Below are 24,176 nucleotides of genomic sequence, written 5' to 3'. Positions count from 1 at the left end.
GCATGGCTCCACGCTACATGGCCTTCTTCGCGCGCAACCTCGCCAAGGCCAGATACATCGCCGGGGTCGTGTACAGCGTCAACCACTGGCTGACCAGCAAGCCGCCGACAATCGCAATGCCCAGCGGTTGCCGCAGCTCCCAGCCTTCGCCGTTGGCCAGCATCAGCGGCAGCGTGCCCAGCAGCGCTGCCAGCGAGGTCATCAGGATCGGCCGCAGGCGCAACCGTGCGGCTTCCATCACTGAATCCTGCGCGCTCAGCCCGCGTCGCTCGCCGGCCAGCGCGAAATCCACCAGCAGGATGGTGTTCTTCATCACCACGCCCACCAGCAGGAACAGGCCGAGCAGGGCGATCAGGTTCAGTTCGTTGCCGAACAGCCACAGCGCCAGCAGCGCACCGACACCGGCCGAGGGCAGGGTGGACAGGATCACCAGCGGCTGCAGGAAGCTCTCGTAGAGGATGCCCAGCACCAGGTAGACCGCCAGCGTGGCGCCCAGCACCAGCCATAGCTGGCGCGCGCGCAGCTGATCCAGCCCGCCGGCTTCACCGGACAGTTTTCCCTGGACCGAACGCGGCAGCATCAGTTTCGACATCGCACCATCGATCGCCTGCGTGGCCTGTTCCAGGCCCATCCCCGGTGCCAGCGCGAACTCGATCCAGATCGAGGCGAACTGCTCGCTGTGGTACACCCGGTCCGGTGCCATGCCATAGCGCCAGCTGGCGATGCTCGACAGCGGAATGCGCTGGCCGTTGCCATCGATCACCTGCAGGCGTGACAGCGTGCCCGGGTCCTGGGTGTGCTTCGGGTCCAGCTCCATCACCACGCGGTACTGGTTGAGGCTGTCGTACAGCGTGGCGACCTGGCGCTGGCTGAAGGAGTTGTTGAGCATGTTGGCCACCGTGCGCAGGTCGACGCCGTGGCGCGCGGCTGCTTCGCGGTCGATATCCAGCACCACCTGGCGCATGCCCGCTTCACCCTGTGCTTCCACGTCAACCAGTTCGGGCAGGCCACGCAGGGCGGCAGCCACCTTCGGTGCCCATTCGCGCAGGGGCGCTGTATCGGCTGAAAGCAGCTGGAACTCGTACTTGCCGCTGCTGCCGGCGCCCTCCAGGCGGATGTCCTGGTCCACCCACAGATAGAGATTGCCGCCGGGCAGCTTGGGCAGCCGCGCGCGCAGGCGGTCGATCACCTGCTGGCTGGACACCTTGCGCTCGGCCAGCGGCTTCATCTTGATCATGATGAAGGCGTTGTTGACCCCGTTGCTGCCACCGATGTAGCCGATGATGTCCTCGATGGCCGGATCGGACAGCAACAGCTTCCTGTACGCGTCGATCTTCGGTTGCATGGCCTGGAAGGACAGGCCGTCATCGCCGCGCGCGAAGCCGCGCAGCTGCGCGGTGTCCTGCTTGGGCACGATGCCCTTGGGCACCTGCTGGAACAGCCACGTGTTAAGCGCGATGACTGCAACGAAGGCCAGCAACGGCCAGCGCAGCCGGCGCAGGCTGGCCTGAAGCGTGCGCAGGTAGGCGCTGCGCACACGTTCGAACAGCGCATTGCTGCCGCGCTGCCAGCGCGAGGGTTGCTGCGCGGCATCCACGAACAATCGTGCACACAGCATCGGCACCAGGCTCAGCGCGACCAGCACAGAGACCGTCATGGCCGCCACCAGGGTCAACGAGAATTCGCGAAACAGGCGTTCGACGAAGGCGTCCAGGAACAGGATGGAGACGAACACCACGGCCAGTGCAACGTTCATCGACAGCAGCGTGGCACCGACTTCCGATGCACCCCGTACTGCCGCCTGCCAGCGGTCGGCGCCCAGTTCGCGATGGCGGGCGATGTTCTCCAGCACCACGATGGCATCGTCCACCACCAGCACGGCGGCGACGATCAGCGCCATCAATGAAAGCGTATTGAGCGAGAAGCCCATCAGCGCGATCAGCGCCAGCGTGCCGAACAGCACCACCGGAATCGCCACGCTGGGCACCAGCGCTGCACGCCAGTGGCCGAGGAAGCCGAGCACCACCAGCACCACCAGCACGATCGCCAGCACCAGCGTGAGCTCTGCTTCGTGCAGGGTGGCGCGGATCACCGGCGAGCGGTCCATCACCAGCCGCATGTCCACGCCGGAGGGCAACAGCGCATGCAGTTGCGGTAGCTGCGCCTGGATGGCATCAACGGTGGCGATGATGTTGGCGCCGGGTTGGCGGCTGACGATCAGCAGCACGGCGGGGCGTTCGTTGTGGAAGCCGCTGGCGTAACGGTCTTCCACGCCATCGGCAACGGCGGCGACATCGCCCAGCCGCAGCGTGCGGTCGTCGCTCACCTTCAGAGCCAGTTCGCGGTACTGCGCGGCCTGGCGCAGCTGCAGCGGCGCTTCCAGCTGCCACTGCTGGCGGTCATCGCCCACGGCACCCAGCGGGCGCATGGCGTTGGCGCGGCCGATGGCCTGGGCCACGTCCTCCAGCGCCAGGCCTGCATGGTTCAGTGCATTCGGGTCCAGCGATACACGCACGGCGGGCAAGGCGCTGCCGCCCACCTGCACTTCGCCCACGCCCGGTACCTGCGACAGCTTCTGCGCCAGCACGGTGGAGGCCAGGTCATACAGCTGGCCTGGCGAACGCGTGTCCGAGGTCAGTGCCAGCGCCAGGATCGGTGCCTGTGAGGGATTGACCTTGCGGTACTGCGGCATGCCGGGCATGCCACTGGGCAACTGCCCGCGTGCAAGATTGATGGCGGCCTGCACTTCACGCGCTGCCTCATCGATGTCGCGGCCGAGTACGAACTTCAGTTCGATCTGGGTCTGGCCCTGGGTGCTGGCCGAGTCGATGCGTGAGATGCCGGGCAGGCTGCCCAGTGCGCGCTCCAGCGGCGTGGCGACGGTGGCTGCCATCGACTCGGGCGAGGCGCCGGGCAGGCTGGCACTGACTTCAATGGCCGGGTAATCGACCTGTGGCAGCGGCGCCACCGGCAACAGGCGCAATGCCAGCAGGCCGGCCAGCACCAGCGCCACCGCCAGCAGGATCGTCGCTACCGGGCGCTGCACGCAGGCCTGCGCCAGGCGCGCGATGGGGGTCACGCGCTCGCCTCGTCAACGGCCACCGGGGACGTCGCACGGCCACGCTGCAGGCGATCAAAGGCCAGGTAGATCACCGGCGTGGTGAACAGGGTCAGTACCTGGCTGACCAGCAGCCCCCCCACCATCACCCAGCCCAGTGGCTGCCGCAGCTCGGCGCCGGAACCGCTGGCCAGCATCAGCGGCACTGCGCCGAACAGCGCGGCCAGCGTGGTCATCAGGATCGGCCGGAAGCGCAGCAGCGCGGCCTGATGGATCGCCTCGCGCGGTGACATGCCGCGTGTGCGCTGCGCGTCCAGCGCGAAGTCGATCATCATGATCGCATTCTTCTTCACCAGGCCGATCAGCAGCACGATGCCGATCACCGCGATCAGGTCCAGGCTGCGTCCGCTTACCCACAGTGCCGCCAACGCACCGACGGTGGCCGAGGGCAGGGTGGAGAGGATGGTGATGGGGTGGATGAAGCTCTCGTAGAGCACGCCCAGCACGATGTACATCACCACCACCGCGGCCAGGATCAGCCACAGTGTGGACGACAGCGAGCTGCTGAAGGCCGCTGCGGCACCCTGCAGGCGAAGTTCGATGCTCTGCGGCAGGTTCACCTGTGCGCGCGCGGCGTGCACAGCCTCCACCGCTTCGCCCAGTGATGCGCCCGGGGCAAGGTTGAACGACAGCGTGGCCGCCGGGAACTGGCCGACATGGTTGCGCAGCAGGGCGGTCGGGCCCAGATCCACGCGTGCCACCGCACCCAGCGGCACGGTCTGCCCACTGCTGCTGCGCACACGCAGGCCCGTGATCGCCTCCGGCCCGGGCTGCCGTGAAGGATCGGCCTCCAGCACCACCCGGTACTGGCTGGCCTGGGTGAAGATGGTCGAAATCTGGCGCTGCCCATAGGCGTCGTACAGCGCATCGGCTACCGCTTCCACGCTTACGCCCAGGCGCGCCGCCGCATCGCGGTCGATCGCTACGCGTGCCTGCCGGCCCTGCATCTGCAGATCGCTGGCGACATCGCGCAGTGCTGGTTGCTGGCGTAGCGCCTGCAGCAGCTTCGGGGTCCAGCGTTCCAGTGTTTCAAGATCCGGCGTGGTCAGGGTGAACTGGTACTGGGTGCGGCTGATGCGGTCCTCGATGCCCAGCTCCTGTACCGGCTGCAGGTACAGGGTGATGCCGGGGATCTTCGACACGCGCTGTTGCAGGCGCGCCATCACCACGGCGGCGCCATCGCGGTCGCCGTGCGGTTTCAGCTCGATCAGCAGGCGGCCGGTATTGAGCGTGGCATTGTTGCCGTCCACGCCGATGTAGGACGACACGCTGGCCACCGCCTCGTCGGCTTCGATGGCCGCCGCCAGCGCCTGCTGGCGCTCGCGCATGGCCTGGAACGAGATCGCCTGCGGCGCTTCGCTGATGCCCTGCACCAGGCCGGCATCCTGCACCGGGAAGAAACCCTTGGGCACGGCGAAGTACAGCGCCACGGTCAGTGCGAGGGTGGCAACGGTGGCCAGCAGCATCAGCGGCTGGCGCTGCAGCACCCAGCGCAGCTGGCGGTCGTAGAGGCCGATGACGCGGTCGAAGACATCGGGCGCATGTGCAGTCTTCGCGTGCGGCTTCAGGAACCGCGCGCATAGCATCGGCGTCAGCGTCAGCGAGACCACCAGCGAAATGCCGATGGCTACAGCCAGTGTCACTGCGAACTCATGGAACAGTGCACCCACCAGGTCGGCCATGAACAGCAGCGGGATCAGCACCGCGATCAGCGAAACAGTCAGCGACACCAGGGTGAAGCCGATCTCGGCTGCGCCTTTCAGCGCTGCATCGCGGGGGCTTTCGCCTTCCTCCAGATGGCGGGCGATGTTCTCCAGCATCACGATGGCATCGTCCACCACGAAGCCGGTGGCGATGGTCAGCGCCATCAGCGTGAGGTTGTTGAGCGAATAGCCGGCCAGCAGCATCACCGCGAAGGTGCCTATGAGCGACAGCGGCACCGCGACGCTGGGAATGAGCGTGGCCGGCAGATTGCGCAGGAACACCCAGGTGACCAGCACCACCAGGCCGATGGCCAGTACCAGTTCTTTCTGCACGCCGCGCACCGACGCGCGGATCGATTCGGTGCGGTCGCTCAGTACATTCATCTGCACGCCGGCGGGCAGCGTGGCCTGCAGCTGCGGCAGCAGCGTACGCACCTGCTCGACCACGGCGATCACGTTGGCGCCGGGCTGGCGCTGGATGTTCACCAGCACTGCCGGCGTGGTACCGCTCCACGCAGCCAACTGGCGGTTCTCGGCGCCATCGGTAATGGTGGCTACATCGCCCAGCCGCAGCGGCGCGCCGTCGCGCCAGGCCAGTATCAGGGCACGGTACTCATCCACGCTGCGCATCTGATCGTTGGCATCGAGCATCACCGCGCGGATCGGGCCGTCGAAACTACCCTTGGGCAGGTTGACGTTGGCGGCGGCGATGGCGGTGCGGATGTGGTCCATGCCCAGGCCGTTGGCGGCCAGCGCGGCGGGATTGACCTGGATGCGCACCGCCGGGCGCTGGCCACCGGCCAGGCTGACCAGGCCGACGCCGGGCAACTGCGCCAGGCGCTGGGCGATGCGCGTATCCACCAGATCGTGCACCTGCGGCAGCGACAGGCCTTGCGAGGTCACCGCCAAGGTCAGGATGGGGGTGTCGGCGGGGTTGACCTTGCGGTACACCGGCGGCACCGGCAGGTCGTCGGGCAGGAAGCTGCCCGCCGCGTTGATGGCGGCCTGCACGTCCTGCTCGGCCACACCCAGCGACACCTCCAGCCCGAACTGCAGGGTGATGACCGAGGCACCACCGGAACTGGTCGACGACAGTTGTTTCAGGCCGGGAATCTGCCCGAGCTGGCGTTCCAGCGGTGCAGTGATGGTGCGCGTGGTCAGTTCCGGGCTGGCGCCGGGGTACAACGTGGTGATCTGGATGATCGGGTAGTCGACCTGGGGCAGTGCGGCCACCGGCAGCAGGCGGTACGCGAGCACGCCGGACAGCAGCAGCGCCACCATCAGGAGTGTCGTTGCAACCGGGCGCAGGATGAACGGGCGCGAGAGGTTCATGCGCCGGCCCTGGTTGCGGCCTCCTCGGTGATGATCTCCACCGCCGTGCCGTCTTCCAGCCCGTCGATGCCTTCGATCACCACCTTGTCCCCTGCGGCCAGCCCGGAGCGCACGGCCACGCGTCCATCATCGGCCGGACCGAGCACCACGGTGCGGCGTTGCGCCTTGTTGTCCTTGTCGACGATATGCACGTAGTTGCCCTGGCTGCCGAACTGCACGGCGGCATCGGGAATCAGCAGCGCGGGCTGCTCGCCCAGCTGCAGGCGGACGTTGACGAACTGGTTGGGGAACAGCGCCAGATCGTGGTTGTCGAAGTGCGCACGCAGTTTCAACGTGCCGGTGGTGGTATCGATGCGGTTGTCGACGCTGGACAGCGAGCCGCGGGCCAGCTGCCGGCGTTCTTCGCGGTCCCAGGTTTCCACCGCCAGTGCCGGTTGCGCCTGCACGGCATCGAGCAGCGCAGGCAGCTCGGGTTCGGGCACGGTGAACAGCACGCTGATCGGCGCGGTCTGCGCCAGCGTCACCAGGCCTTCGGCATCGCTGGCGCGCACCAGGTTGCCCACGTCCAACCGGCGCAGCCCGACGCGGCCACTGACCGGCGCGGTGATGCGGGTGTACTGCAGCTGCAGGCGCGCTTCATCAACAGACGCCTGATCGCTGAGGCGGCGGCCCTGCAGCTGGCGCACCTTGCTCTGCTGGTCGCTCAGTTCCTGCCCGGACACGTAGTTCTGCTTCTGCAGTTCGCGGTAGCGCTGCAGCTGGCGCTCGGCGTTTTCCAGCTCGGCCAGATTCTGCTGCTGGGTACCCTGCGCCTGTGCCAGCTTCACTTCATACGGGCGCGGGTCGATCTGCGCCAGCAGATCGCCGGCCTTCACCTGCTGGCCTTCCTGGAAATGCAGCCGTAGCAGTTCGCCATCCACGCGGCTGCGTACCACCACGCTATGCAGCGGGGTGACCGTACCGACCGCCTTCAGGCGCAGCACCAGCGGCTCGGCGCTGGCGCGGGCGATGCGCACGGGCACCGTCTTGCCGGGTGCATCGTCGCTGCTGCCGGCACCATTCCGGGACCACAGCCACCACGCCAGAAGGGCGGCGAGGGCGATGGCCAGCACCGCCCACAACAGGCGGGCACGACGGAAGCGGGAATTTTCGGCGACAGACATGGGGCATCCTGCGCCCTGCGCGCGCAGGGACATGCGGGCCCGTCGGCGCGTTCCGGCACCACGGGCAGCGGGGAGGGAGTTGTCTGGCGGGGCCGCGGGCGCGGCGTGGCTGGATGCCGTCGCGGCAGCGACGGGGTGACAATGGTAGCCAATCACCCCGGCCAATGCCGTATGACCATGGTCATGCAACGCATTCGGTAGTGCCGGCCGCTGGCCGGCAACCTGCCGGAATCTGCGGGCGTGTGCCGTGTTGCCGGCCAGCGGCCGACACTACCGACAAACAATCAATGCACTTCGTCGTGATAGACGAACTTCGGCATTTCCCAGCGGTAGTGGATCGCCAGCAGGCGCAGCGCGAAGCCGCCGCCGAGGCAGCACAGGATCGCGGTGGCGTCGGCCACGCCCCAGTGCAGCAGCAACAGGTAGGCCGCGCCGGTCAGCAGCGCGATGATCGCGTACAGCTCCTTCTGGAAGATCAGCGGCACCTCGTTGCAGAGAATGTCGCGCAGCACGCCGCCGAACGCGCCGGTCAGCATGCCGGCGATCAGCACGATCGGCATGGCATGGCCGGCCTCGCGCGCGATCGAACAGCCGATCAGGGTGAAGGCGATCAGGCCCAGGCCATCGAGCACCAGGAAGGTGCGGCGGAAGTGGTGCATCCAGCGCGCCACCCAAGTGGCGATCAGCGCCGCGCACACGGTGAAGCCCAGGTACTCGGGATGCTTCACCCAGCCCAACGGGTAGTGGCCGAGCAGGATGTCGCGCAGCGAACCGCCCCCGAGGGCGGTGACACAGGCGATCATGACCACCCCGAACAGGTCCATGCGGCGGCGGCCGGCGGACAGCGCGCCGGTCATGGCTTCGGCGGAAATGGCGATCAGGTAGATGATGGACAGCAGCATGGGACAGGCTCCGGGCGCGGTGGGGCCGGCCATGCGCGACTACCGCCACTGCCTGCGCAATGACGGGATGACGATGACCGGTGCCGCTCCCGCTGTCCTTTTGCCTGAGAGTTCAGCGGCGTAGGCCGCGTGCCCCTTCGGCGGATCGTCCCGGGCGTGCCCGGTGACCTCTCTCCAGCTCGGCGAGTCGAATGCATGGTTGGTGGGATTCCAGCCCACCGGCCTGAGCGATCATGGGAGCCTGCGCCTTCGGCGGGCGCCAGCGCGGCGCCTCTCTCCTGCATTCGGGCGCCAGTATATCCGCTGCAGTGCAGCACGGCATAATCCGGGCATGGCCCCGTCCCTCCGCCCGTGGTTCCTGTACCTGCTCGAATGCCGCGATGGCAGCTACTACGCCGGCATCAGCACCGACGTGGACGCGCGCTTCGCCGCCCACCAGGCCGGCAAGGGCGCGCGTTACACCCGGGCGCGGCCGCCGCTGCGCGTGCTGGCCGTGCGCGAGTACCCGGACCGGGCTGCCGCCTCGCGGGCCGAGTGGCAGCTCAAGCAGCAGCCGCGCGAACGCAAGCTGGCCTGGCTGCAGGAACCGGCCGAGACGCTTCTGTAGATCCACGCCATGCGTGGATGGGCCACTTGGCCCATGCCATGATCACCCCGCGCCCAGAGCTGGAGCCCCGGATGTCCACGATTGCCCTGCTGTTCGCTCTTTCCGCAGCAACGAGCCCCACTGCCGATCCGGCCACCCTCGAGGCCATTGAAGCCACCTGCCACGATTACGTCGACGGCCAGCTGGAAGCCGACCCGCAGCGCGTCGCGCTCCCTGCACCCGGACCTGGCCAAGCGCGCGGTCCTCGGCGATACGCCCGACGAACGCCTGGGCCTGCGCCGCATGTCGAAGGAAGAACTGGTGGCGCTGACGAAGCAGGGCGCGTTGAAGACCCCGAAGGATCAATGGGACCGCCGCTGCACGGTGCTGGACGTGACCGGCAACGCCGCCTCGGTGCGACTGGAAACCCCGTGGTTCGTCGACTACTTCCACATGGGGCGCTTCGACCAGCGCTGGGTCATCGTCAACGCACTGTGGTACGCGAAACCAAAGGCGCAGTAGAGCGATGCGTGCCGCCGGCAAAGCATGGATCTGCGTCGTCATGCTGGTCGCCGGCATCGCGCTGCTGCCTGGCCTGCTGTACCTGCTCGGGTTGGCGCTGGTGGAAGGCCGGCCGAACTTGGCCGACCGCACGCCCAGTGGTGTGGCCGCGTGCAGCAGCGAACCGCGGGCGGGATACCAGCCGATGACTCCATGGAGCTTCACGACGCGGTTCTTCGATCCTGAAGCGTTGAAGAAGGCGACTGATGTCGAGCGCGAAGCGTTCTGGGTTGCACGCCGCCACCTGATGCGGCAGCCAAGGCACGACATGCTGCGCTGGCATCTCAGCAGTACCGCACTGACAATCTGGATCACCCGGCATTGGAGTACCGCGCAGATTGCTGATGCCGCGAGGAAGGAGGATTTCTGCCGCACCTGGTCGAAACGGCGGGTGGCCCGATGAACCGGTAGATCCACGCCATGCGTGGATGGTGTTGACGGGGTCAGAGCCCTTTCCTGCGGAAAGGGATCCGACCGCGCAGCAGCCGGCCAGCGGCCGGCACTACCGTCGGGGTCGCCGGTCTTCCTGATCATCACCGAAGATGATGCGCGCGCTCCGCTGGTAGCTCCAGTACGCCACCGCCCAGTTCAGCAGCACCACGATGCGGTTGCGGAAGCCGATCAGGAAGAACACGTGCGCGGCCAGCCAGAACCACCAGGCCAGGATGCCCGACAACTGCAGCCGGCCCAGGTGCACGATCGCGGCCATGCGGCCGATGGTGGCCAGGTTGCCGAAGTCGGCGTACTTGAACGGTCCGGGGACTGCCTTGCCGTGCAGGCGCGCGCGGATCACCTCGGCCACGTACTTGCCCATCTGCTTGGCGGCAGGGGCCACGCCGGGTACCGGCTTGCCGTTGGCCTGGTTCAGTGCGGCCAGATCGCCGGCCACGAACAGTTCCGGGTGGCCGGGCAGGGTGAGATCGGGTTGCACCTGCACGCGGCCGGCGCGGTCCAGCGGCACGTCCAGCGTGCGCGCCAGGGGTGAAGCGGCCACACCGGCGGCCCAGACCACCGTGCGTGCCGGCACGAAATGCTCACCGAGCTTGAAGCCCTGGCTGTCGATGTCGCTCACCGGGGTACCGGTCAGCACTTCCACTCCCAGTTTTTCCAGCTGCCGGCGCGCCTTCAGCGAAAGCACTTCCGGGAACGAGGACAACACGCGTGGGCCAGCTTCGACCAGCCGCACCTTGGCGCTGGCCGGGTCGATGTGGCGGAACTCGTTGCGCAGCGTATGCCGCGCGATCTCGGCCAGAGTGCCGGCCAGTTCGACGCCGGTAGGTCCACCACCAACCACGGCAAAGCTCAGCCATGCGGCCTTCTTCGCCGGGTCCGGTTCCGCCTCTGCGCGCTCGAACGCCAGCAGCAGCTTGCGGCGCAACGCAATGGCATCGTCCAGCGTCTTCAGACCGGGCGCATCATCGGCCCACTGGTCGTTGCCGAAGTAGGCGTGGGTGGCGCCGGTAGCCAGCAGCAGGCTGTCGTAGTCCAGCGTGCTGCCATCGGCCATGCGGATCTGCCGGGCCTGCTTGTCGATGGTCACCACTTCGCCGAGGCGGACTTCCACATTGCGCTGGTGGCCGAGGATGTGGCGCAGCGGCGCGGCGATGTCCGGCGCGGACAGGCCGGCGGTGGCCACCTGGTACAGCAGTGGCTGGAACAGATGGTGGTTGCGGCGGTCGACCAGGGTGATGCGTATGCGCTCGCGGGCCAGGGCACGGGTGGCCCAGAGGCCGGCAAAACCGCCGCCGACAACAACCAGGTGGGGAACGCGCTCGCGACTCATCGACTCACTCCAGTGGGGGCATTGGGGGAAGCGCCTGGCATCTTCGCACGATGGCGCCCTGTCACGTCAGCGCCCGCATGGATCGGCGATACTCGGGTTCAGGCAACCGCCCGTGAGGAGCCCATGAGCGAACCGGAAAAGCGCATCGCCCTGTTGATCGACGCCGACAATGCGCCGGCCTCGAAGATCGACGAGGTCCTGGCCGAAGTCGCCCGCTACGGTGTGGCCAACGTGCGCCGCGCCTATGGCAACTGGAAGAGCCCGCGGTTGAAGGGTTGGGAGGCCGTGCTGCACGAATATGCGATCCGCCCGATCCAGCAGTTCGCCTACAGCAAGGGCAAGAATGCCTCGGACATGGCGATGGTGATCGATGCCATGGACCTGCTGTACGCGCGCAATCTCGATGGCTTCGCCATCGTGTCCAGCGATGCCGATTTCACCCCGATGGTGATGCGCCTGCTGACCGACGGTGTGAAGGTCTATGGCTTCGGCGAGAAGAAAACCCCGGAGCCGTTCGTCAACGCGTGCTCGAAGTTCACCTATCTGGAAGCGCTGGGCCAGACCCATGCCAGCGTGCCGGATACCGAACAGGCGTCCAGCGAACAGGCATCGAACGAGCCTGTTGCCAACGACGATGCCCGGCCACGCAAGAGCGGTGCGGAAATGCGCAGCGATACGCGGCTGGTGAAGATGCTGCGCCGTGCGGTGTCCTCGGCCGAGGGCGAGGATGGCTGGTCGCACCTTGGCCCGGTCGGCAGCCAGATCGGCAACCAGGCCTCGTTCGATCCGCGCAACTACGGTTACGGCAAGCTCAGTGACCTGCTGGCAGCGATCGGGCTGTTCGAGCTGAAGAAGGACGGCAAGTCCTCCTACGTGCGCGCGCTGCCGAAGAAAAACCGGTAGTGCCGGCCGCTGGCCGGAAAAGAACCGGTAGTGCCGGCCGCTGGCCGGCAAGCCCCAGATGCCAGATCCCGCATCCGGCACGCACATCTCCACTCCGATCAGGCGTATCGTTGCCGCTCGCATTGCCAGCAAGGAAAAACCCGCATGTTGAAGATCTGGGGCCGCCGCAATTCCAGCAACGTCCGCAAGGTGCTGTGGTGCGCCGAGGAAATCGGCCTGCCGTACGAATCCATCGAGGTTGGTGGCAGCCATGGCGGCACGCAGACGCCGGAGTACCTGGCGATGAATCCCAACAGCCTGGTGCCGGTGATCGAAGACCATGGCCTGCCGCTGTGGGAATCGAATGCCATCGTGCGCTATCTGAGTGCGCGCTACGCGCTGGGCACGCTGTACGCCGAAGACCCGATGGAACGCGCCCAAGCCGAGAAGTGGATGGACTGGAGCACCTCGCGCATGGCGCCGCTGTACACCGACCTGATCTGGGGCATCATGCGCACCGCCCCGGCCGACCGCGACGAAGCGCGCATCAATGCCGCCATCGTGCGTGCCGGTGACTACCTGGCGATGGCCGATGCCACGTTGGCCAGACAGCCGTGGCTGTCGGGCGAGACGTTCGCGATGGGTGACATCCCGCTGGGCTCGCTGATCTATGCCTGGTTCGAATTGCCCATCCAGCGCCCGGAACTGCCGCACCTGGCCGACTGGTACGCCCGCCTGCGCGAACGCCCGGCCTACCAGCGCGGCGTGATGTCGCCGCTGACCTGAGGGGTAGCGCCGGGCCATGCCCGGCGAGCGTGGTATGCGGAGGACCGCCGGGCATGGCCCGGCGCTAGCGTTCGTCTGCCTCAATACAGATCCGTCGGATCCACATCCAGCGACCAGCGCACCTTGCGTGCCTCCGGCAGCGCATACAGCTGCGGCACCAGCTGGGCCAGCACGCCATGCAGCGGTGGCCGCTGAAGCGCGGACAGCAACAGCTGCGTGCGCTGGTAACCGGCACGCCGCGGCATCGGCGCCGGCATCGGCCCATAGGCCTCGACCACGTTCTGTTCGCCCAGCAACTGCCGCGCCGCCAGCAGGAACGCATTGGCATGCTCGACCTGCTGTGCCTCGGCGCGCATCAGTGCCAGATGCGCGAACGGCGGGAATCCGGCGGCCTGGCGCTGGTTCAACTCGGCCTGCGCGAACGGGTGGTAGCCACCGCTCACCAGGGTTTCCAGCAGCGGATGCCCGGGGTGATGAGTCTGCAGCCAGACCTCACCAGGATCACGTGCACGGCCGGCGCGGCCAGCGACCTGGATCAGCTGCTGTGCCAGTTTTTCACTGGCGCGGAAGTCCGCGGAGAACAAACCTTCGTCGATGCCCACCACCACCACCAGTGTCAGCTTCGGCAGGTCGTGGCCCTTGGCCAGGATCTGCGTGCCGACCAGGATGCCGGGCTGGTCACCCAGTTTCGCCAGCTGCTGTTCCAGTGCGTCGCGTCGTGAGGTGGTGCCGCGGTCGATGCGCACCACCGGAAAATCGGCGAAGGCGGCGGTGAGGTGCTCTTCCAGGCGTTCGGTACCGATGCCCTGTGGCTGCAGCGCCAGGCTGCCGCAGGCCGGGCATGCCAGCGGCGCCGGTTGCCGCGCACCGCAGTGGTGGCACTGCAGCCGGCGGCCGCCACCATGCACGGTCATCGGTGCATCGCAGCGGTTGCACGGTGCGGTCCAGCCGCAGTCGTGGCAGAGCAGCACCGGCGCATAGCCACGGCGGTTCTTGAACACCAGCACCTGCTGGCCCCGCTGCAGATGCTCGCCGATGCCGGCCAGTACGTCGGCCGACAGACCGTCATGCAGCGGCCGTTTGCGCACATCGAGGATGCGCACGCGCGGTGGCCGTGCATCGCCGGCACGCTGCTTCAGGCGCAGGTGGGTGTAGCGCCCAGCGTAGGCGTTTTGCAGGGTTTCCAGCGAGGGCGTGGCACTGCCCAGCAGCACCGGGATGCCCAAGGCCTTGGCCCGCACCAGGGCGAAATCGCGCGCGTGGTAGCGGATGCCGTCCTGCTGCTTGTAGCTGCCGTCATGTTCCTCGTCGATGATCAGCAGACCGGCCTGCGGCAGCGGCGTGAACACTGCCGAGCGGGTGCCGACAATGACGCGTGCTTCACCACGTGAGGCGGCTGCCCAGACGCGAGCGCGCTCGTTATCGTTCAAGCCCGAATGCAGCGCATGCACGGCGATGCCGAGGCGGCCGCGGAAGCGTGCCAGGGTCTGCGGAGTCAGGCCGATTTCCGGCACCAGCACCAGCGCCTGCCTGCCCTGTGCCAGGCAATGGATGATCGCCTGCAGGTAGACCTCGGTCTTGCCGCTGCCGGTCACGCCATCCAGCAGGAAAGGCTGGAAGCCGTCGGCGGCGTTGATCGCAGTCACGGCCTCGGTCTGGTCCGGGTTGAGCGTGGGCCCGGGCAACGGCTGCGCATGCTGCGGTGCCACCGTCATCGCCACGCGCTCGGCCAGTGCACGCTTGGACAGACTGCGTGCGGCGGTGCGCCAGTCCTCCATGCGTTCGCCCAGTACGTCTTCATCCACCACGGCCTCGGCCAGCAGTTCGGCCAGCTGCCGCGGGCGGCTGCCGGCGCGCAGCTTCCCGCGCTGGGCATGGCCTTCGGGTGTCAGTTGCCAGCCCCAGTGATGGGTGTCGGGCAGGGCCTCGCCGTGGCGCAGCGGGCCGGGCAGGGCGGTGCTGAGTACTTCGCCCAACGGCGCGTGGGTGTAGCGCGCCAGCCACTGCAGGCTCTGCCACAGCTCACCCTGCAGCAGCGGCTGCGGGTCGCACCAGGCCAACGCCTGGCGGAGTCCCTGGCCGTCGTCGGTCTGGCCGTGTCCCACCACCACACCGACCAGCTCACGGTTGCCGAACGGCACCTTCAGGCGGCAGCCGACCGCAACCGTGGGGGCCACGCCCTCCGGCGACAGGTAGTCGAACAGGCGGGGCAGGGGGACGGGCAGGGCGACCTGCAGGGTCGGAATCGGTGAAAGCATCGGGCCAGTGTACCGGGCCATGCGCGCGCGAATGGCGGGGTGGGCGGCGGCGGGACGGCGCCCGTTGAATCATAAATGTCACCTAAATATCGGTGTCCATTGGAGATTCAGTCTTATCCACATGTTCTGTGGATAACGCTGTGCGTTACCGGTCGGCGGGCGCGCAGGAGGCCGATGGCGACGGCCTCACGCTCCGGTTGGTCAAAAAATCGCCATACTTTAAAATCCATCAAAATCAATTACTTAAGTGTGAAACAATGCTGAAACAGAGTGAATTCAGCTGGATGCCACAGTTTCCTGCGCAGGCAGCGTGGTGCTGTGCACAACCTGCAGCACGAAGTGCCTGTGGGCGCAAGTCCTACGGGCGCCGATGGCCTGCCGCTATCATGCGGGCAGACCTTTGGAGTGATCGATGACGGCTGTGCCCGCCCCTGTTTCCTCGACCGCGGCCGGTGCGCTGTCGGCGTTCCTGCGAGGTGTTGAACGCCGCGCCCTGGTGGTGGCTGAACTGCAGTGCGGCGATGCTGCCCGGGCCGAACAGACACTGGTGGCGGTGATGCGCGCGTTTGCGGCGGTCGCCAGTGACCTGCCGATGGCGCAGTGGCCAACCCGCTTCTGGACCCTGCTGGGCCAGCGCCAGGCGCTGCGTGAGCCGGTGGGCGGCCAGTGGGAGCCGCCGCTTGCCGCCTTGGGCCAGATGGGACCGTTGCCGCGCCTGGCGCTGTTGCTGCGGGTGGGCGGCAGCCTGGATGAAGGTATCGCCACGCGCGTGCTCGACCAGGACGAAGCCGGCTACCAGCAGCTGCTGGCCGATGCCTGCCCGCGTGACGCGCACGGCCAGCCCGACGCCTCGGCCTGGCGCCAGCTGGCCGAACAGGTGCAGCTGCGCATCCGCGATCTGCCCGTCAAACGCCTGCAGCAGCTGCAACAGCCGGCCGCACCGACGAACAGCAGTGAAGCGCCGACCTCCAGCTGGCGCACCCCGCAGCGCGACGAGCGGGCTGCAGCCACTGGCAAGCGCCGCCGCGCCAATGCCAAGCCGCGCTGGCGCGGTCCGTTGATCCTGCTGATAACCGTGGTGGTACTGCTGGCCGCCGCGCTGGGCTGGCGCCATTGGCAGGGACATTCGTTCGGCAGCGACGCACCGCTGCCGGAAGGCGTGGTTGGTGAGGCGGGTCCCGTCACGGTGGAAGCACTGCCGCCGAGCAAGGTCAATGCCACGCCGGACGCGACCCCTGCGCAGGCGACGGACGACGCCACGATGCTGGCCGACCGCGACTATCCGCTGGTGGCCGATGCCGATCTGTATGCATGGACCGCCGCGGGCGGCCCGCTGCCGGTGGACGAGTCGCAATCCAAGCCGAGCCGGCCGGAGCCGGCCAGCGCCACGCTGGAAACCGCTGCTGCCGATGAATAAGACCGTATTCGCCAGCCTGCTGCTGGCCCTGCCGTTGTCGCTGTCCGCCGCGCCGCAGACCTTGAACGTGCCGCTGCCGCCGCCAGTGCCGGGCAGTTCACCGGCGGCCCCGGCCACCACAGGTACGACGCCCGCTGCGTTCGCCCAGCTCGATGCCCAGCAGCAGCGCCAGCGCCGCGCCGACTACGCCGCATGGCGGGCATTGCCGGAGGGCGAGCGTGAGCGGATCCGTCAGGCCGCTGCGCGATTCAATGCGTTGCCGGCCGACCAGCAGCAGCGCCTGCGGCAGCAGTTCCAGGCGCAGGACCAGGCCTTCCGCGAAGGCTGGCGGCTGGGCCCGCAGCTGGGCCTGGAGTTCCCCAAGCTGCACGGCCTGTTCGGCTTCGTGCCGCCGGAACAGCGCGAGGCCGCGCTGGCCGTGCTGCGCCAGCTCAGCCCGGCGCAGCTGGCCCAACTGACCCTGGTGGCACAGCGCACGCCACCGCAGGAGCGCGACAAGGTCCGCGGCGCGTTCCTCGCGGTGCCGCCGGCCGAGCGCGATACCTGGCTCAAGCGCCAGGCCGGGCAGTAGAAAGAAAAGGGGACGGAGGGGATTAAGTCGTATTCGGCACAGTCGGGCTTGAAACGACTTAATCCCCTCCGTCCCCTTTTTCTGTTCGTAACTTGATCGCAACGCGTGATGCCGGGGCCTGCCGGAACCCAGCATTCACGCCATGTCATGGGAATGCGCGCGCTGCACGCGTAAGATGGCGGCCCGCAACCCGGTGCCTGTGCCCTTCGCGCGCAACCGTAGTTCGCGTCAAGCACCTTATGTCTACTGCAACCTCCACGCCGCGCTTCAGCAAGGAAGTCGGCGCTACCGGTCTGCTCGCCCTGCCGCTTGTGCTCGGGCATGTGTCCACCGGTCTGATCTCCTTCGTCGACAATGTCATTGCCGGCCACCACGCCACGGCGACCCTGGCCGCGGTGACCATCGGCACCGCCCTGCTGTGGCTGCCGATGCTGATCCCGATCGGCACCCTGATCTCACTCACCGCCTCGGTGTCGCAGCTGCATGGCGCTGGCCGCGAGCGCGAGATCGGCCCGCTGTTCCGCCAGGCACTGTGGCTGGCGCTGGGCCTGGGCCTGATCATGTTCACCTTCCTCACCGTGGTGCCGCCGCTGCTGCCTGCGTTCGGCATCGCACCGGACATCGTGCCGGGGGCCACCGCGTTCCTGCACGCGGTGCGCTGGGGCGGACCTGCGCTGACCCTGTACTTCTGCATGCGCTATCTCAGCGAGGGCATGCACTGGACGCTGCCGACCATGCTGCTCGGCTTCGGTGGCCTGCTGGTGCTGGCACCGATGGGCTACGTGCTGGCCAACGGCAAGCTCGGCTTCCCGGAAATGGGCGCCGAGGGCCTGGGCATCGCCTCGGCGGTGATGATGTGGCTGCAGGCGATCGCCTTCGCCACCTACCTGTGGTTCACCAAGCGCTTTGCCCACCTGCAGCTGTTCTCGCACTTCGAAGGACCGCGCTGGAAGGCGATCTGGGACCTGCTGCGCACCGGCCTGCCGATCGGCATCACCGTGCTGATGGAGGGCGGCCTGTTCATCGTCACCGCGCTGCTGATCGGCCGCCTTGGTGCCAATGAAGCGGCCGCGCACCAGATCGCGATCAACGTCGCCCAGCTGTGCTTCATGATCCCGATGGGCGTGGCCGAGGCCACCACCGTGCGCGTCGGCCATGCGGTCGGCCGTGGCGATGGCTTCGGCGTGCAGCGCGCGGCCTGGGCCGGCTACGCGATCATCATGGGCACGCAGACCCTGTCGGCGGCGGTGCTGCTGTTCGGCCACGATGCCATCGTCGGTGTCTACACCAACGACCTGGCGGTGGCCGGCCTGGCCTCCACCCTGCTGCTGTACGCGGCCACCTTCCAGTTCCCGGATGGCATCCAGGTGCTGTCGGCCGGCGCGCTGCGCGGGCTGAAGGACACCCGCGTGCCGATGTTCATCGCCATGTTCGCGTACTGGGGCCTGGGCATGCCGCTCGGCGCCGGGCTCGGCCTGGGGCTGGGCATGGGCCCGCAGGGCATGTGGATCGGCCTGATCGTCGGCCTGACCGCCGCCGCCATCCTGATGGGCTGGCGCCTGCGTCGCAGCAGCCTGCGCATCGGCCAGTCGGCACTGTCCTGATCCGCCCCGCCCGCCGCGATGACCCGTGGCGGGCGATCCCCTGACTTGTGTCCGATGCCGCATCACACGGCACCGGCTATGCTGGCACCACGGCAAGAAGCCATCCGGAGCGTTCCATGAATCAACCCGTGCCCCCGCTGCCCCCGGCGCGTCGCAACCCCGTCGCCAGTTTCTTCATCGGGCTGTGGGACGTCATGAACTTCACCCGCCGGTTGATCCTCAACCTGGTGTTCTTCGGCCTGCTGTTCCTGCTGCTGGTGATGTTCGTCATCGCCGCCGGCATGGGCGCCGGTGCCAGCAAATCGCTGCAGGACCGCACTACCCTGGTGATCGCGCCGGAAGGCCGCCTGGTCGAGCAGTTCAGCGCTGACCCGGTCAGCCGCGCACTGGCCAAAGCGGTGGGCGACAACGGTGCCGAAGAGATCCAGCTGCGCGACCTGCTGCGGGTGATCGAGTCGGCCAAGGAAGACAAGAAGATCGAGCGCGTGGTGCTGGAGCTGGACAAGCTGCAGCCGTCGGGCTTCGCTTCGCTGCGTGAAGTGGCCGCGGCACTGCAGGACCTGCGTGCGTCCGGCAAGCAGCTGGTGGCCTACAGCGAGAGCATGGGCCAGTCGCAGTACCTGCTGGCCGCACAGGCCGACGAGGTCTACCTGGACCCGATGGGGTCGGTGGTGCTCGAGGGCCTGGGCCGCTACCGCCAGTACTTCCGCACTGGCCTGCAGGACAAGCTGGGCGTGGACGTGCACCTGTTCAAGGTGGGCGAGTACAAGTCCGCCGCCGAACCCTACGTGCTCGACGCCGCTTCGCCGGCCTCCAAGGAAGCCGACCTGTTCTGGATGAACGACGTGTGGCAGCGCTACCTGGGCGACATCGCCAAGGCCCGCCGCCTGGATCCAGCACAGCTGGCCGCCGGCATCGACACGCTGCCGGAAGGCATCGCCGCCGCCGGTGGTGACCTGGCCAAGTTCGCCCTGCAGCAGAAGCTGGTGACGTCGCTGAAGACCCGCGAGGAATTCGAGGATCTGATGATCGAGCGCGGCGTGGCTGACGACGATGCCGACGGTGGTTTCCGCAACATCGACTTCGGCTCCTACCTGGGCCAGCTCGATGCGCGCCGCAACCCGGTCGACAGCCGTCCGCAGGTGGCGGTGGTGGTGGCCGCCGGCGAGATCAGCGGTGGCGACCTGCCGGCCGGCCGCATCGGTGGCGAATCGACCTCGGCGCTGCTGCGTGCCGCGCGTGACGACGAGAACGTGAAGGCCGTGGTGCTGCGCGTGGATTCGCCGGGTGGTGAAGTGTTCGCCTCCGAGCAGATCCGCCGCGAAGTGGTGGCCCTGCAGGCCGCTGGCAAGCCGGTGGTGGTGTCGATGGGCGACCTGGCCGCCTCCGGTGGCTACTGGATCAGCATGAATGCCGATCGCATCTATGCCGATCCGTCGACCATCACCGGTTCGATCGGCATCTTCGGCATGGTGCCGAACTTCAGCCGCGCGCTGGACAAGATCGGCGTGCACACCGACGGTGTCGGCACCACCCGTTTCGCCGGTGCGTTCGATGTCACCCGCCCGATGGATCCGGCCGTGGGCCAGGTCATCCAGTCGGTGATCAACAAGGGTTACGCCGACTTCACCGGCCGCGTCGCCGACGCCCGCAAGAAGCCGGTCGAGGCCGTCGACGAAGTGGCCCGTGGACGCGTGTGGAGCGGTGCGCAGGCCAAGGAACGTGGCCTGGTCGATGCCTTCGGTGGCCTGAAGGATGCGGTGGCCGATGCCGCCAGCCGCGCCAAGCTGGGCAAGGCTGATGCCTACCGCGTGCGTTACATCGAGAAGGCGGCAACGCCGTTTGCGCAGTTCGTCAGCGGTTTCGCCGGCAGCCGTGCAGGTGCCTGGATGCTGTCCGACTCGGGCATGGCGCGGATGGTGCTGGCGCGCACGATGCCCGAAGTGGATACGCAGCTGCGCTTTGTCGAGAACGCGGCCCGCGAGAAGGGCAACGGCACGCCGGTGAAGGCGCTGGCGTACTGCTTCTGCGGGTTCTGATCGGAAGCCATCCACGCACGGCGTGGATCTACTGGAAACGCCCGGCCTTGGCCGGGCGTTTTCGTCTGCGGGGTTACTGCGTCGCGTCGGCTTCCGCCTTGCGCTCACGCGCGGCGGCATCGTCCACGGTCTTCTGCACGCCCTTGGCGCGGTCCAGCGGTTCGTTGATTGCGCGCGACATCGCCCGGGGCACCGGTGGCTTTTCCGGGTTCGGCGCCGGTGGGCGCTGGCAGCCCGCCAGCAGCGCGGTGGCGAGCAGGGACGTGGACAGGATCAGGATGCGCATGGCGGCACTCCGTGATGGGCGTGCGGGCAGTGTCGCATCCTCGGCAGGGGGCGGCCGTGAGCGCGTATCCTTGCTGCATCGAAACACAGCGGGCGCGGCCCGGGAGAACACATGACCCAGCAACGGTGGCGCCTGGACGGCCAGACCGCCCTGATCACCGGCGCCAGCGCCGGCATCGGCCTGGCCATCGCGCATGAACTGGCTGGCTTCGGCGCCGATCTGATGATCGTCGGCCGTGATATCGACATGCTGGAGACCGCGCGCGACGAACTGCTGGACGTGTATCCGCAGATGCAGGTGCATGCGCTGGCCGCCGATGTCTCCGACGACGAGGACCGCCGCCAGATCCTGGACTGGGTGGAGGATCATAGTGATGGCCTGCACATCCTGGTCAACAACGCCGGCGGCAATGTCACCAAGGCGGCCACGGAGTATTCCGAGGACGAATGGCGGAAGATCTTCGAGACCAACCTGTTCTCGGCCTTCGAGCTGTCGCGCTATGCACATCCGTTGCTGGCACGCCACGCGTCGTCATCCATCGTCAACGTTGGCAGCGTGTCCGGCCTGACCCATGTGCGCAGCGGCGTGGTCTACGGCATGACCAAGGCGGCGATGCATCAGATGACCCGCAACCTGGCCGTCGAGTGGGCCGAGGATGGCATCCGGGTCAACGCGGTGGCGCCGTGGTACATCCGCACGCGGCGCACGTCCGGTCCGTTGGCGGACCCGGACTACTACGAGGAAGTGATCAACCGCACGCCAATGCGCCGCATTGGTGAACCGGAGGAAGTGGCCGCAGCCGTGGGCTTCCTGTGCCTGCCTGCGGCCAGCTATGTGACCGGCGAGTGCATCGCGGTGGACGGCGGTTTCCTGCGCTACGGGTTCTGATCTTTCAGCAGGTAGTGCCGGCCGCTGGCCGGCAACTGCAACCATCTGAAGATCCTGTGGTTGCCGGCCAGCGGCCGGCACTACCGGGTGGCCGTTACCCCGGTACCGGGCAGTTGCTGGCCTCCAGCACACCCTGCAGCCGCTCGCGTTCACCGCGCGCGGTATCGCGGTTCTCCGGCGCGGCGAAGCGCTCACGGCCGCGGGCATCGCGGAAGCGCTGCTGCCAACCACCGCAGCGCTGCGCTTCGGGAAGCGCTTCGCAGTGGTCGCGCACCACTTCACAGCTGGCGGCATTCACCGGCGTCACTCCGCCAAGGCCCTGTACCGTCATCAGCTCGCAGCGGCCGGGCGCGGCTTCGTACTCGTACAGGTAGCCGCCGCCCTGGCTGTCGGTGCACTGGAAGATCGGAGGAAGCGGCGGCTTCGGTGGACCGTCACCTGCGGCGGCGCGGGCCTCGGCATCGCGGCGCAGCGTCGCGCTGTCGAGGATCTGGTCGTCTCCTGCGTGTTCGACCATGCCTGCTTCCATGATCGTGCGTCCTTCGTCCGCGCGTCGTGGTTTTGCTGGGGCCGCAGGGGCAACGGCCGGTCCGGACGGCACCGGCGCGGGTGTTTCAACGGGCGCGGATGCAGGTTCGGCGGCTACAGGCGCAGCGGCGGCCGGCTGCGAGTTGGCCGGGTCGGGGATGCGCAGCACCTGCTGCTTGCTGCCGGTGGCGCACGGCGTGCGCTGCAGGGTAGGGACGTCACTGCTGCTGGAGGTACAGCGGTAGATCACGCCCTCTTCGGCCAACGCGCTTCCGGGCAGCAGGACCAGGAGCAGCCAGATCACTCGGTTCATGCGCACAGCGTACAGGCTGCGACGGCGTGCTGCGCTCAGCGTTCGCAATCGCGCGACAGGCGCGCATCGATACCGCGCTGTTCGTTGCTGATGGCGGTGCGTTCACTCTGCAGCGCGCTGTTGTAACGGCGATCCAGCTCCCAGCGGCGGTCACTCAGCCGTGCGCAGACTTCCTGTGGTGGCAACGCATGGCAGCTGTCGCGGACCAGCACGCTGCCGGCCGGCACCTGCACGTCCATGCCGATCGAGGGGCGGCGATAACCCGTGCCTTCGCCGATCGGCGTGCCGATGGCCGGGCGTGGTCCGGGATAGGCTGGACCACGATGGCCGTGCGGCAGCCAGACACTGGTCCACATCGGCACCCAGCGCGGATTGCCTTCGTTGTTGTCGCTGGTATAGCGCCGTCCGTCCTCGCTCACGCACTCGTACATCGGCTGCGGCGGCTGGATGTAGACGTGGCGGACTTCGCGCTCGCGGATGACCGGGGTTTCGCTGGGCGGCGGAGGCGTGGCATCACTGCGCACCACCCGTGGAGCGGGATCGCGCGGGCGCTGCAGGTCGCGCACCTGCTGGCGGCCGCTGTTGCACGGCCTGTCCTGCAGGGCGACGGCACCGTTGCTGGCAACGCAGCGGTAGACACGCACGTCCTCGGCCGCGGGTGCCGTCCACGGCAGCAGCAGGCACAGGCTCAAGGTGGCGCGTAGCAGGGTCATGGCGGCAGGGTGCGTGATTGTCCGCAGCAGCGCAATCGCCGGCTCAGGAGCGCAGCACGTTGCCGCTGAGCGCGTCGCGGATCGGGGTGGGCTGGGCCAGGCCGCCGGTCTGCCCATCGAGGATGCCGTCGAGCAGGCGCAGCAGGCGCGGGTCCAGTTCTTCGCGGCTGCGTGCCGGTGGTTCGCCGGCCAGGTTGGCGCTGGTGGAGACCAGCGGGCCGCCCCAGGCGCGGCAGAGTTCGGCCACCAGCGGGTGCGCGCTGATGCGCACCGCGATACCGCTGTGTTCGCCGGTGACCCAGGGCTGCGCGCGCGGGCCGGCAGGCAGGATCCAGGTGTTGGCACCGGGCCAGCTGGCCAGCACCGCGCGCTGGCGGGCGTCGGGCAGCGCCTGCAGCCGCACCCAGCCTTCCAGCTGCGCCAGTTCGGCCGCGACCAGGATCATGCCTTTCTCGATCGGGCGCTGCTTCAGCCGCAGCACCATGTGCACCGCAGCTTCGTGCGAGGGATCACAGCCCAGACCCCAGACCGCTTCGGTCGGGTAGGCGATCACGCCGCCCGCGCGGAGCGTGGCGACAGCAGAGTCCAGGGTGAGTTCTTTCATGGCGGCGACCGGCCCGGCGTGGGCCTTCATTATCCCCCTGCCGCGTGCAGAAGGGGTGGACCCTGGCACCCGGTAGTGCCGGCCGCTGGCCGGCATCAGCGGTAGGTACTGACTGCTGATGGTGGGTGCGGACCGTTGG

19 protein-coding genes, 1 pseudogene and 2 riboswitches are annotated in these 24,176 nt (G+C 68.0%); of the genes and pseudogenes, 10 read left to right on the top strand and 10 right to left on the bottom strand.

Going from position 1 to position 24,176, the window contains the following annotated elements:
* Nucleotides 1-13: 13 nt before the first annotated feature.
* From ACZK4Z_RS20270 to ACZK4Z_RS20255, 4 genes are all read right to left on the bottom strand, one after another.
* Nucleotides 14-3,079 carry an efflux RND transporter permease subunit gene (locus tag ACZK4Z_RS20270; protein ID WP_478451023.1) on the bottom strand — a complete coding sequence of 1,022 codons (3,066 nt, stop codon included), beginning with the start codon at nt 3,077-3,079 and terminating at the stop codon, nt 14-16.
* Nucleotides 3,076-6,153 carry a multidrug efflux RND transporter permease subunit gene (locus tag ACZK4Z_RS20265; RefSeq protein ID WP_478451022.1) on the bottom strand — a complete coding sequence of 1,026 codons (3,078 nt, stop codon included), beginning with the start codon at nt 6,151-6,153 and terminating at the stop codon, nt 3,076-3,078. Before ACZK4Z_RS20265 ends, ACZK4Z_RS20270 begins: the two co-directional genes overlap by 4 nt.
* The gene (locus ACZK4Z_RS20260) at nt 6,150-7,316 is read right to left on the bottom strand and encodes an MdtA/MuxA family multidrug efflux RND transporter periplasmic adaptor subunit (RefSeq protein ID WP_478451021.1); all 1,167 of its coding nucleotides are present in this window, start codon (nt 7,314-7,316) and stop codon (nt 6,150-6,152) included. The genes ACZK4Z_RS20265 and ACZK4Z_RS20260 overlap by 4 nt, the downstream gene beginning before the upstream one ends.
* A gap of 284 nt (nt 7,317-7,600) precedes the next feature.
* Nucleotides 7,601-8,218, bottom strand: coding sequence for a trimeric intracellular cation channel family protein (locus tag ACZK4Z_RS20255; protein WP_005411215.1), 618 nt, complete (start codon nt 8,216-8,218; stop codon nt 7,601-7,603).
* Nucleotides 8,219-8,302: 84 nt separating this feature from the next.
* A riboswitch (glycine riboswitch) is annotated at nt 8,303-8,406 on the bottom strand.
* Nucleotides 8,407-8,419: 13 nt separating this feature from the next.
* Nucleotides 8,420-8,509, bottom strand: a riboswitch (glycine riboswitch).
* A 40-nt stretch (nt 8,510-8,549) separates the two neighbouring features.
* Between ACZK4Z_RS20255 and ACZK4Z_RS20250 the strand changes: the two genes are divergently transcribed.
* The 3 genes and pseudogenes from ACZK4Z_RS20250 to ACZK4Z_RS20240 all read left to right on the top strand — a co-directional run bounded on the left by ACZK4Z_RS20250 (nt 8,550) and on the right by ACZK4Z_RS20240 (nt 9,768).
* Nucleotides 8,550-8,825 carry a GIY-YIG nuclease family protein gene (locus ACZK4Z_RS20250; protein ID WP_032129686.1) on the top strand — a complete coding sequence of 92 codons (276 nt, stop codon included), beginning with the start codon at nt 8,550-8,552 and terminating at the stop codon, nt 8,823-8,825.
* 71 nt (nt 8,826-8,896) lie between these two features.
* Nucleotides 8,897-9,326: pseudogene (locus ACZK4Z_RS20245) on the top strand (nuclear transport factor 2 family protein).
* Between the two features lie 4 nt (nt 9,327-9,330).
* Nucleotides 9,331-9,768 (top strand): hypothetical protein, encoded by a 438-nt coding sequence (locus tag ACZK4Z_RS20240; protein WP_125892174.1) that lies wholly within the window; start codon nt 9,331-9,333, stop codon nt 9,766-9,768.
* Nucleotides 9,769-9,867: 99 nt separating this feature from the next.
* Here ACZK4Z_RS20240 and ACZK4Z_RS20235 read toward each other — a convergent pair whose 3' ends face one another.
* Nucleotides 9,868-11,148, bottom strand: a complete 1,281-nt coding sequence (locus ACZK4Z_RS20235; protein WP_180837432.1) for an NAD(P)/FAD-dependent oxidoreductase — start codon at nt 11,146-11,148, stop codon at nt 9,868-9,870.
* Between the two features lie 123 nt (nt 11,149-11,271).
* Between ACZK4Z_RS20235 and ACZK4Z_RS20230 the strand changes: the two genes are divergently transcribed.
* Both ACZK4Z_RS20230 and ACZK4Z_RS20225 read left to right on the top strand, forming a co-directional pair.
* Nucleotides 11,272-12,051, top strand: coding sequence for an NYN domain-containing protein (locus tag ACZK4Z_RS20230; RefSeq protein ID WP_010481148.1), 780 nt, complete (start codon nt 11,272-11,274; stop codon nt 12,049-12,051).
* Nucleotides 12,052-12,195: 144 nt separating this feature from the next.
* A complete protein-coding gene (locus ACZK4Z_RS20225; RefSeq protein ID WP_032129683.1) occupies nt 12,196-12,816 on the top strand; it encodes a glutathione S-transferase family protein in 621 nt (206 codons plus the stop codon).
* Between the two features lie 80 nt (nt 12,817-12,896).
* On the opposite strand, the gene ACZK4Z_RS20220 is transcribed toward ACZK4Z_RS20225, so the two are convergent.
* Nucleotides 12,897-15,074 carry a primosomal protein N' gene (locus tag ACZK4Z_RS20220; RefSeq protein WP_346487252.1) on the bottom strand — a complete coding sequence of 726 codons (2,178 nt, stop codon included), beginning with the start codon at nt 15,072-15,074 and terminating at the stop codon, nt 12,897-12,899.
* A 412-nt stretch (nt 15,075-15,486) separates the two neighbouring features.
* Here ACZK4Z_RS20220 and ACZK4Z_RS20215 point away from each other — a divergent pair, with 412 nt between their 5' ends.
* The 4 genes from ACZK4Z_RS20215 (at nt 15,487) to sppA (ending at nt 20,705) form a co-directional block, all read left to right on the top strand.
* On the top strand, nt 15,487-16,491 hold the full coding sequence (locus tag ACZK4Z_RS20215; RefSeq protein WP_032129681.1) for a hypothetical protein: 1,005 nt from the start codon (nt 15,487-15,489) through the stop codon (nt 16,489-16,491).
* Nucleotides 16,484-17,062 (top strand): DUF3106 domain-containing protein, encoded by a 579-nt coding sequence (locus ACZK4Z_RS20210; RefSeq protein ID WP_049423404.1) that lies wholly within the window; start codon nt 16,484-16,486, stop codon nt 17,060-17,062. The genes ACZK4Z_RS20215 and ACZK4Z_RS20210 overlap by 8 nt, the downstream gene beginning before the upstream one ends.
* Nucleotides 17,063-17,301: 239 nt before the next feature.
* A complete protein-coding gene (locus tag ACZK4Z_RS20205; protein WP_346487248.1) occupies nt 17,302-18,666 on the top strand; it encodes an MATE family efflux transporter in 1,365 nt (454 codons plus the stop codon).
* A 116-nt stretch (nt 18,667-18,782) separates the two neighbouring features.
* Nucleotides 18,783-20,705: a signal peptide peptidase SppA gene (sppA, locus tag ACZK4Z_RS20200; protein ID WP_049400998.1), complete on the top strand. Its 1,923-nt coding sequence runs from the start codon at nt 18,783-18,785 to the stop codon at nt 20,703-20,705.
* A 73-nt stretch (nt 20,706-20,778) separates the two neighbouring features.
* Here sppA and ACZK4Z_RS20195 read toward each other — a convergent pair whose 3' ends face one another.
* Nucleotides 20,779-20,991: a hypothetical protein gene (locus ACZK4Z_RS20195; protein WP_049400999.1), complete on the bottom strand. Its 213-nt coding sequence runs from the start codon at nt 20,989-20,991 to the stop codon at nt 20,779-20,781.
* Nucleotides 20,992-21,102: 111 nt separating this feature from the next.
* On the opposite strand from ACZK4Z_RS20195, the gene ACZK4Z_RS20190 reads away from it, so the two are divergent.
* On the top strand, nt 21,103-21,879 hold the full coding sequence (locus ACZK4Z_RS20190) for an SDR family oxidoreductase (RefSeq protein ID WP_010481164.1): 777 nt from the start codon (nt 21,103-21,105) through the stop codon (nt 21,877-21,879).
* Between the two features lie 94 nt (nt 21,880-21,973).
* On the opposite strand, the gene ACZK4Z_RS20185 is transcribed toward ACZK4Z_RS20190, so the two are convergent.
* From ACZK4Z_RS20185 to tsaC, 3 genes are read right to left on the bottom strand one after another with little or no spacing between them, the layout of a single operon-like run.
* The gene (locus tag ACZK4Z_RS20185) at nt 21,974-22,720 is read right to left on the bottom strand and encodes a hypothetical protein (RefSeq protein WP_125892186.1); all 747 of its coding nucleotides are present in this window, start codon (nt 22,718-22,720) and stop codon (nt 21,974-21,976) included.
* Nucleotides 22,721-22,755: 35 nt separating this feature from the next.
* Nucleotides 22,756-23,433, bottom strand: a complete 678-nt coding sequence (locus tag ACZK4Z_RS20180) for a DUF4124 domain-containing protein (protein WP_478451020.1) — start codon at nt 23,431-23,433, stop codon at nt 22,756-22,758.
* A 43-nt stretch (nt 23,434-23,476) separates the two neighbouring features.
* Entirely contained in the window at nt 23,477-24,067 is a 591-nt protein-coding gene (gene tsaC, locus ACZK4Z_RS20175) for an L-threonylcarbamoyladenylate synthase type 1 TsaC (RefSeq protein WP_019338925.1), read from the bottom strand.
* Between the last annotated feature and the right edge of the window lie 109 nt (nt 24,068-24,176).

The sequence above is a fragment of the Stenotrophomonas sp. 71799_Sma genome (genome assembly GCF_056482505.1).
The sequence above is the reverse complement of the archived record's forward strand: the minus strand, read 5'-3'. Positions and strand labels throughout refer to the sequence as shown.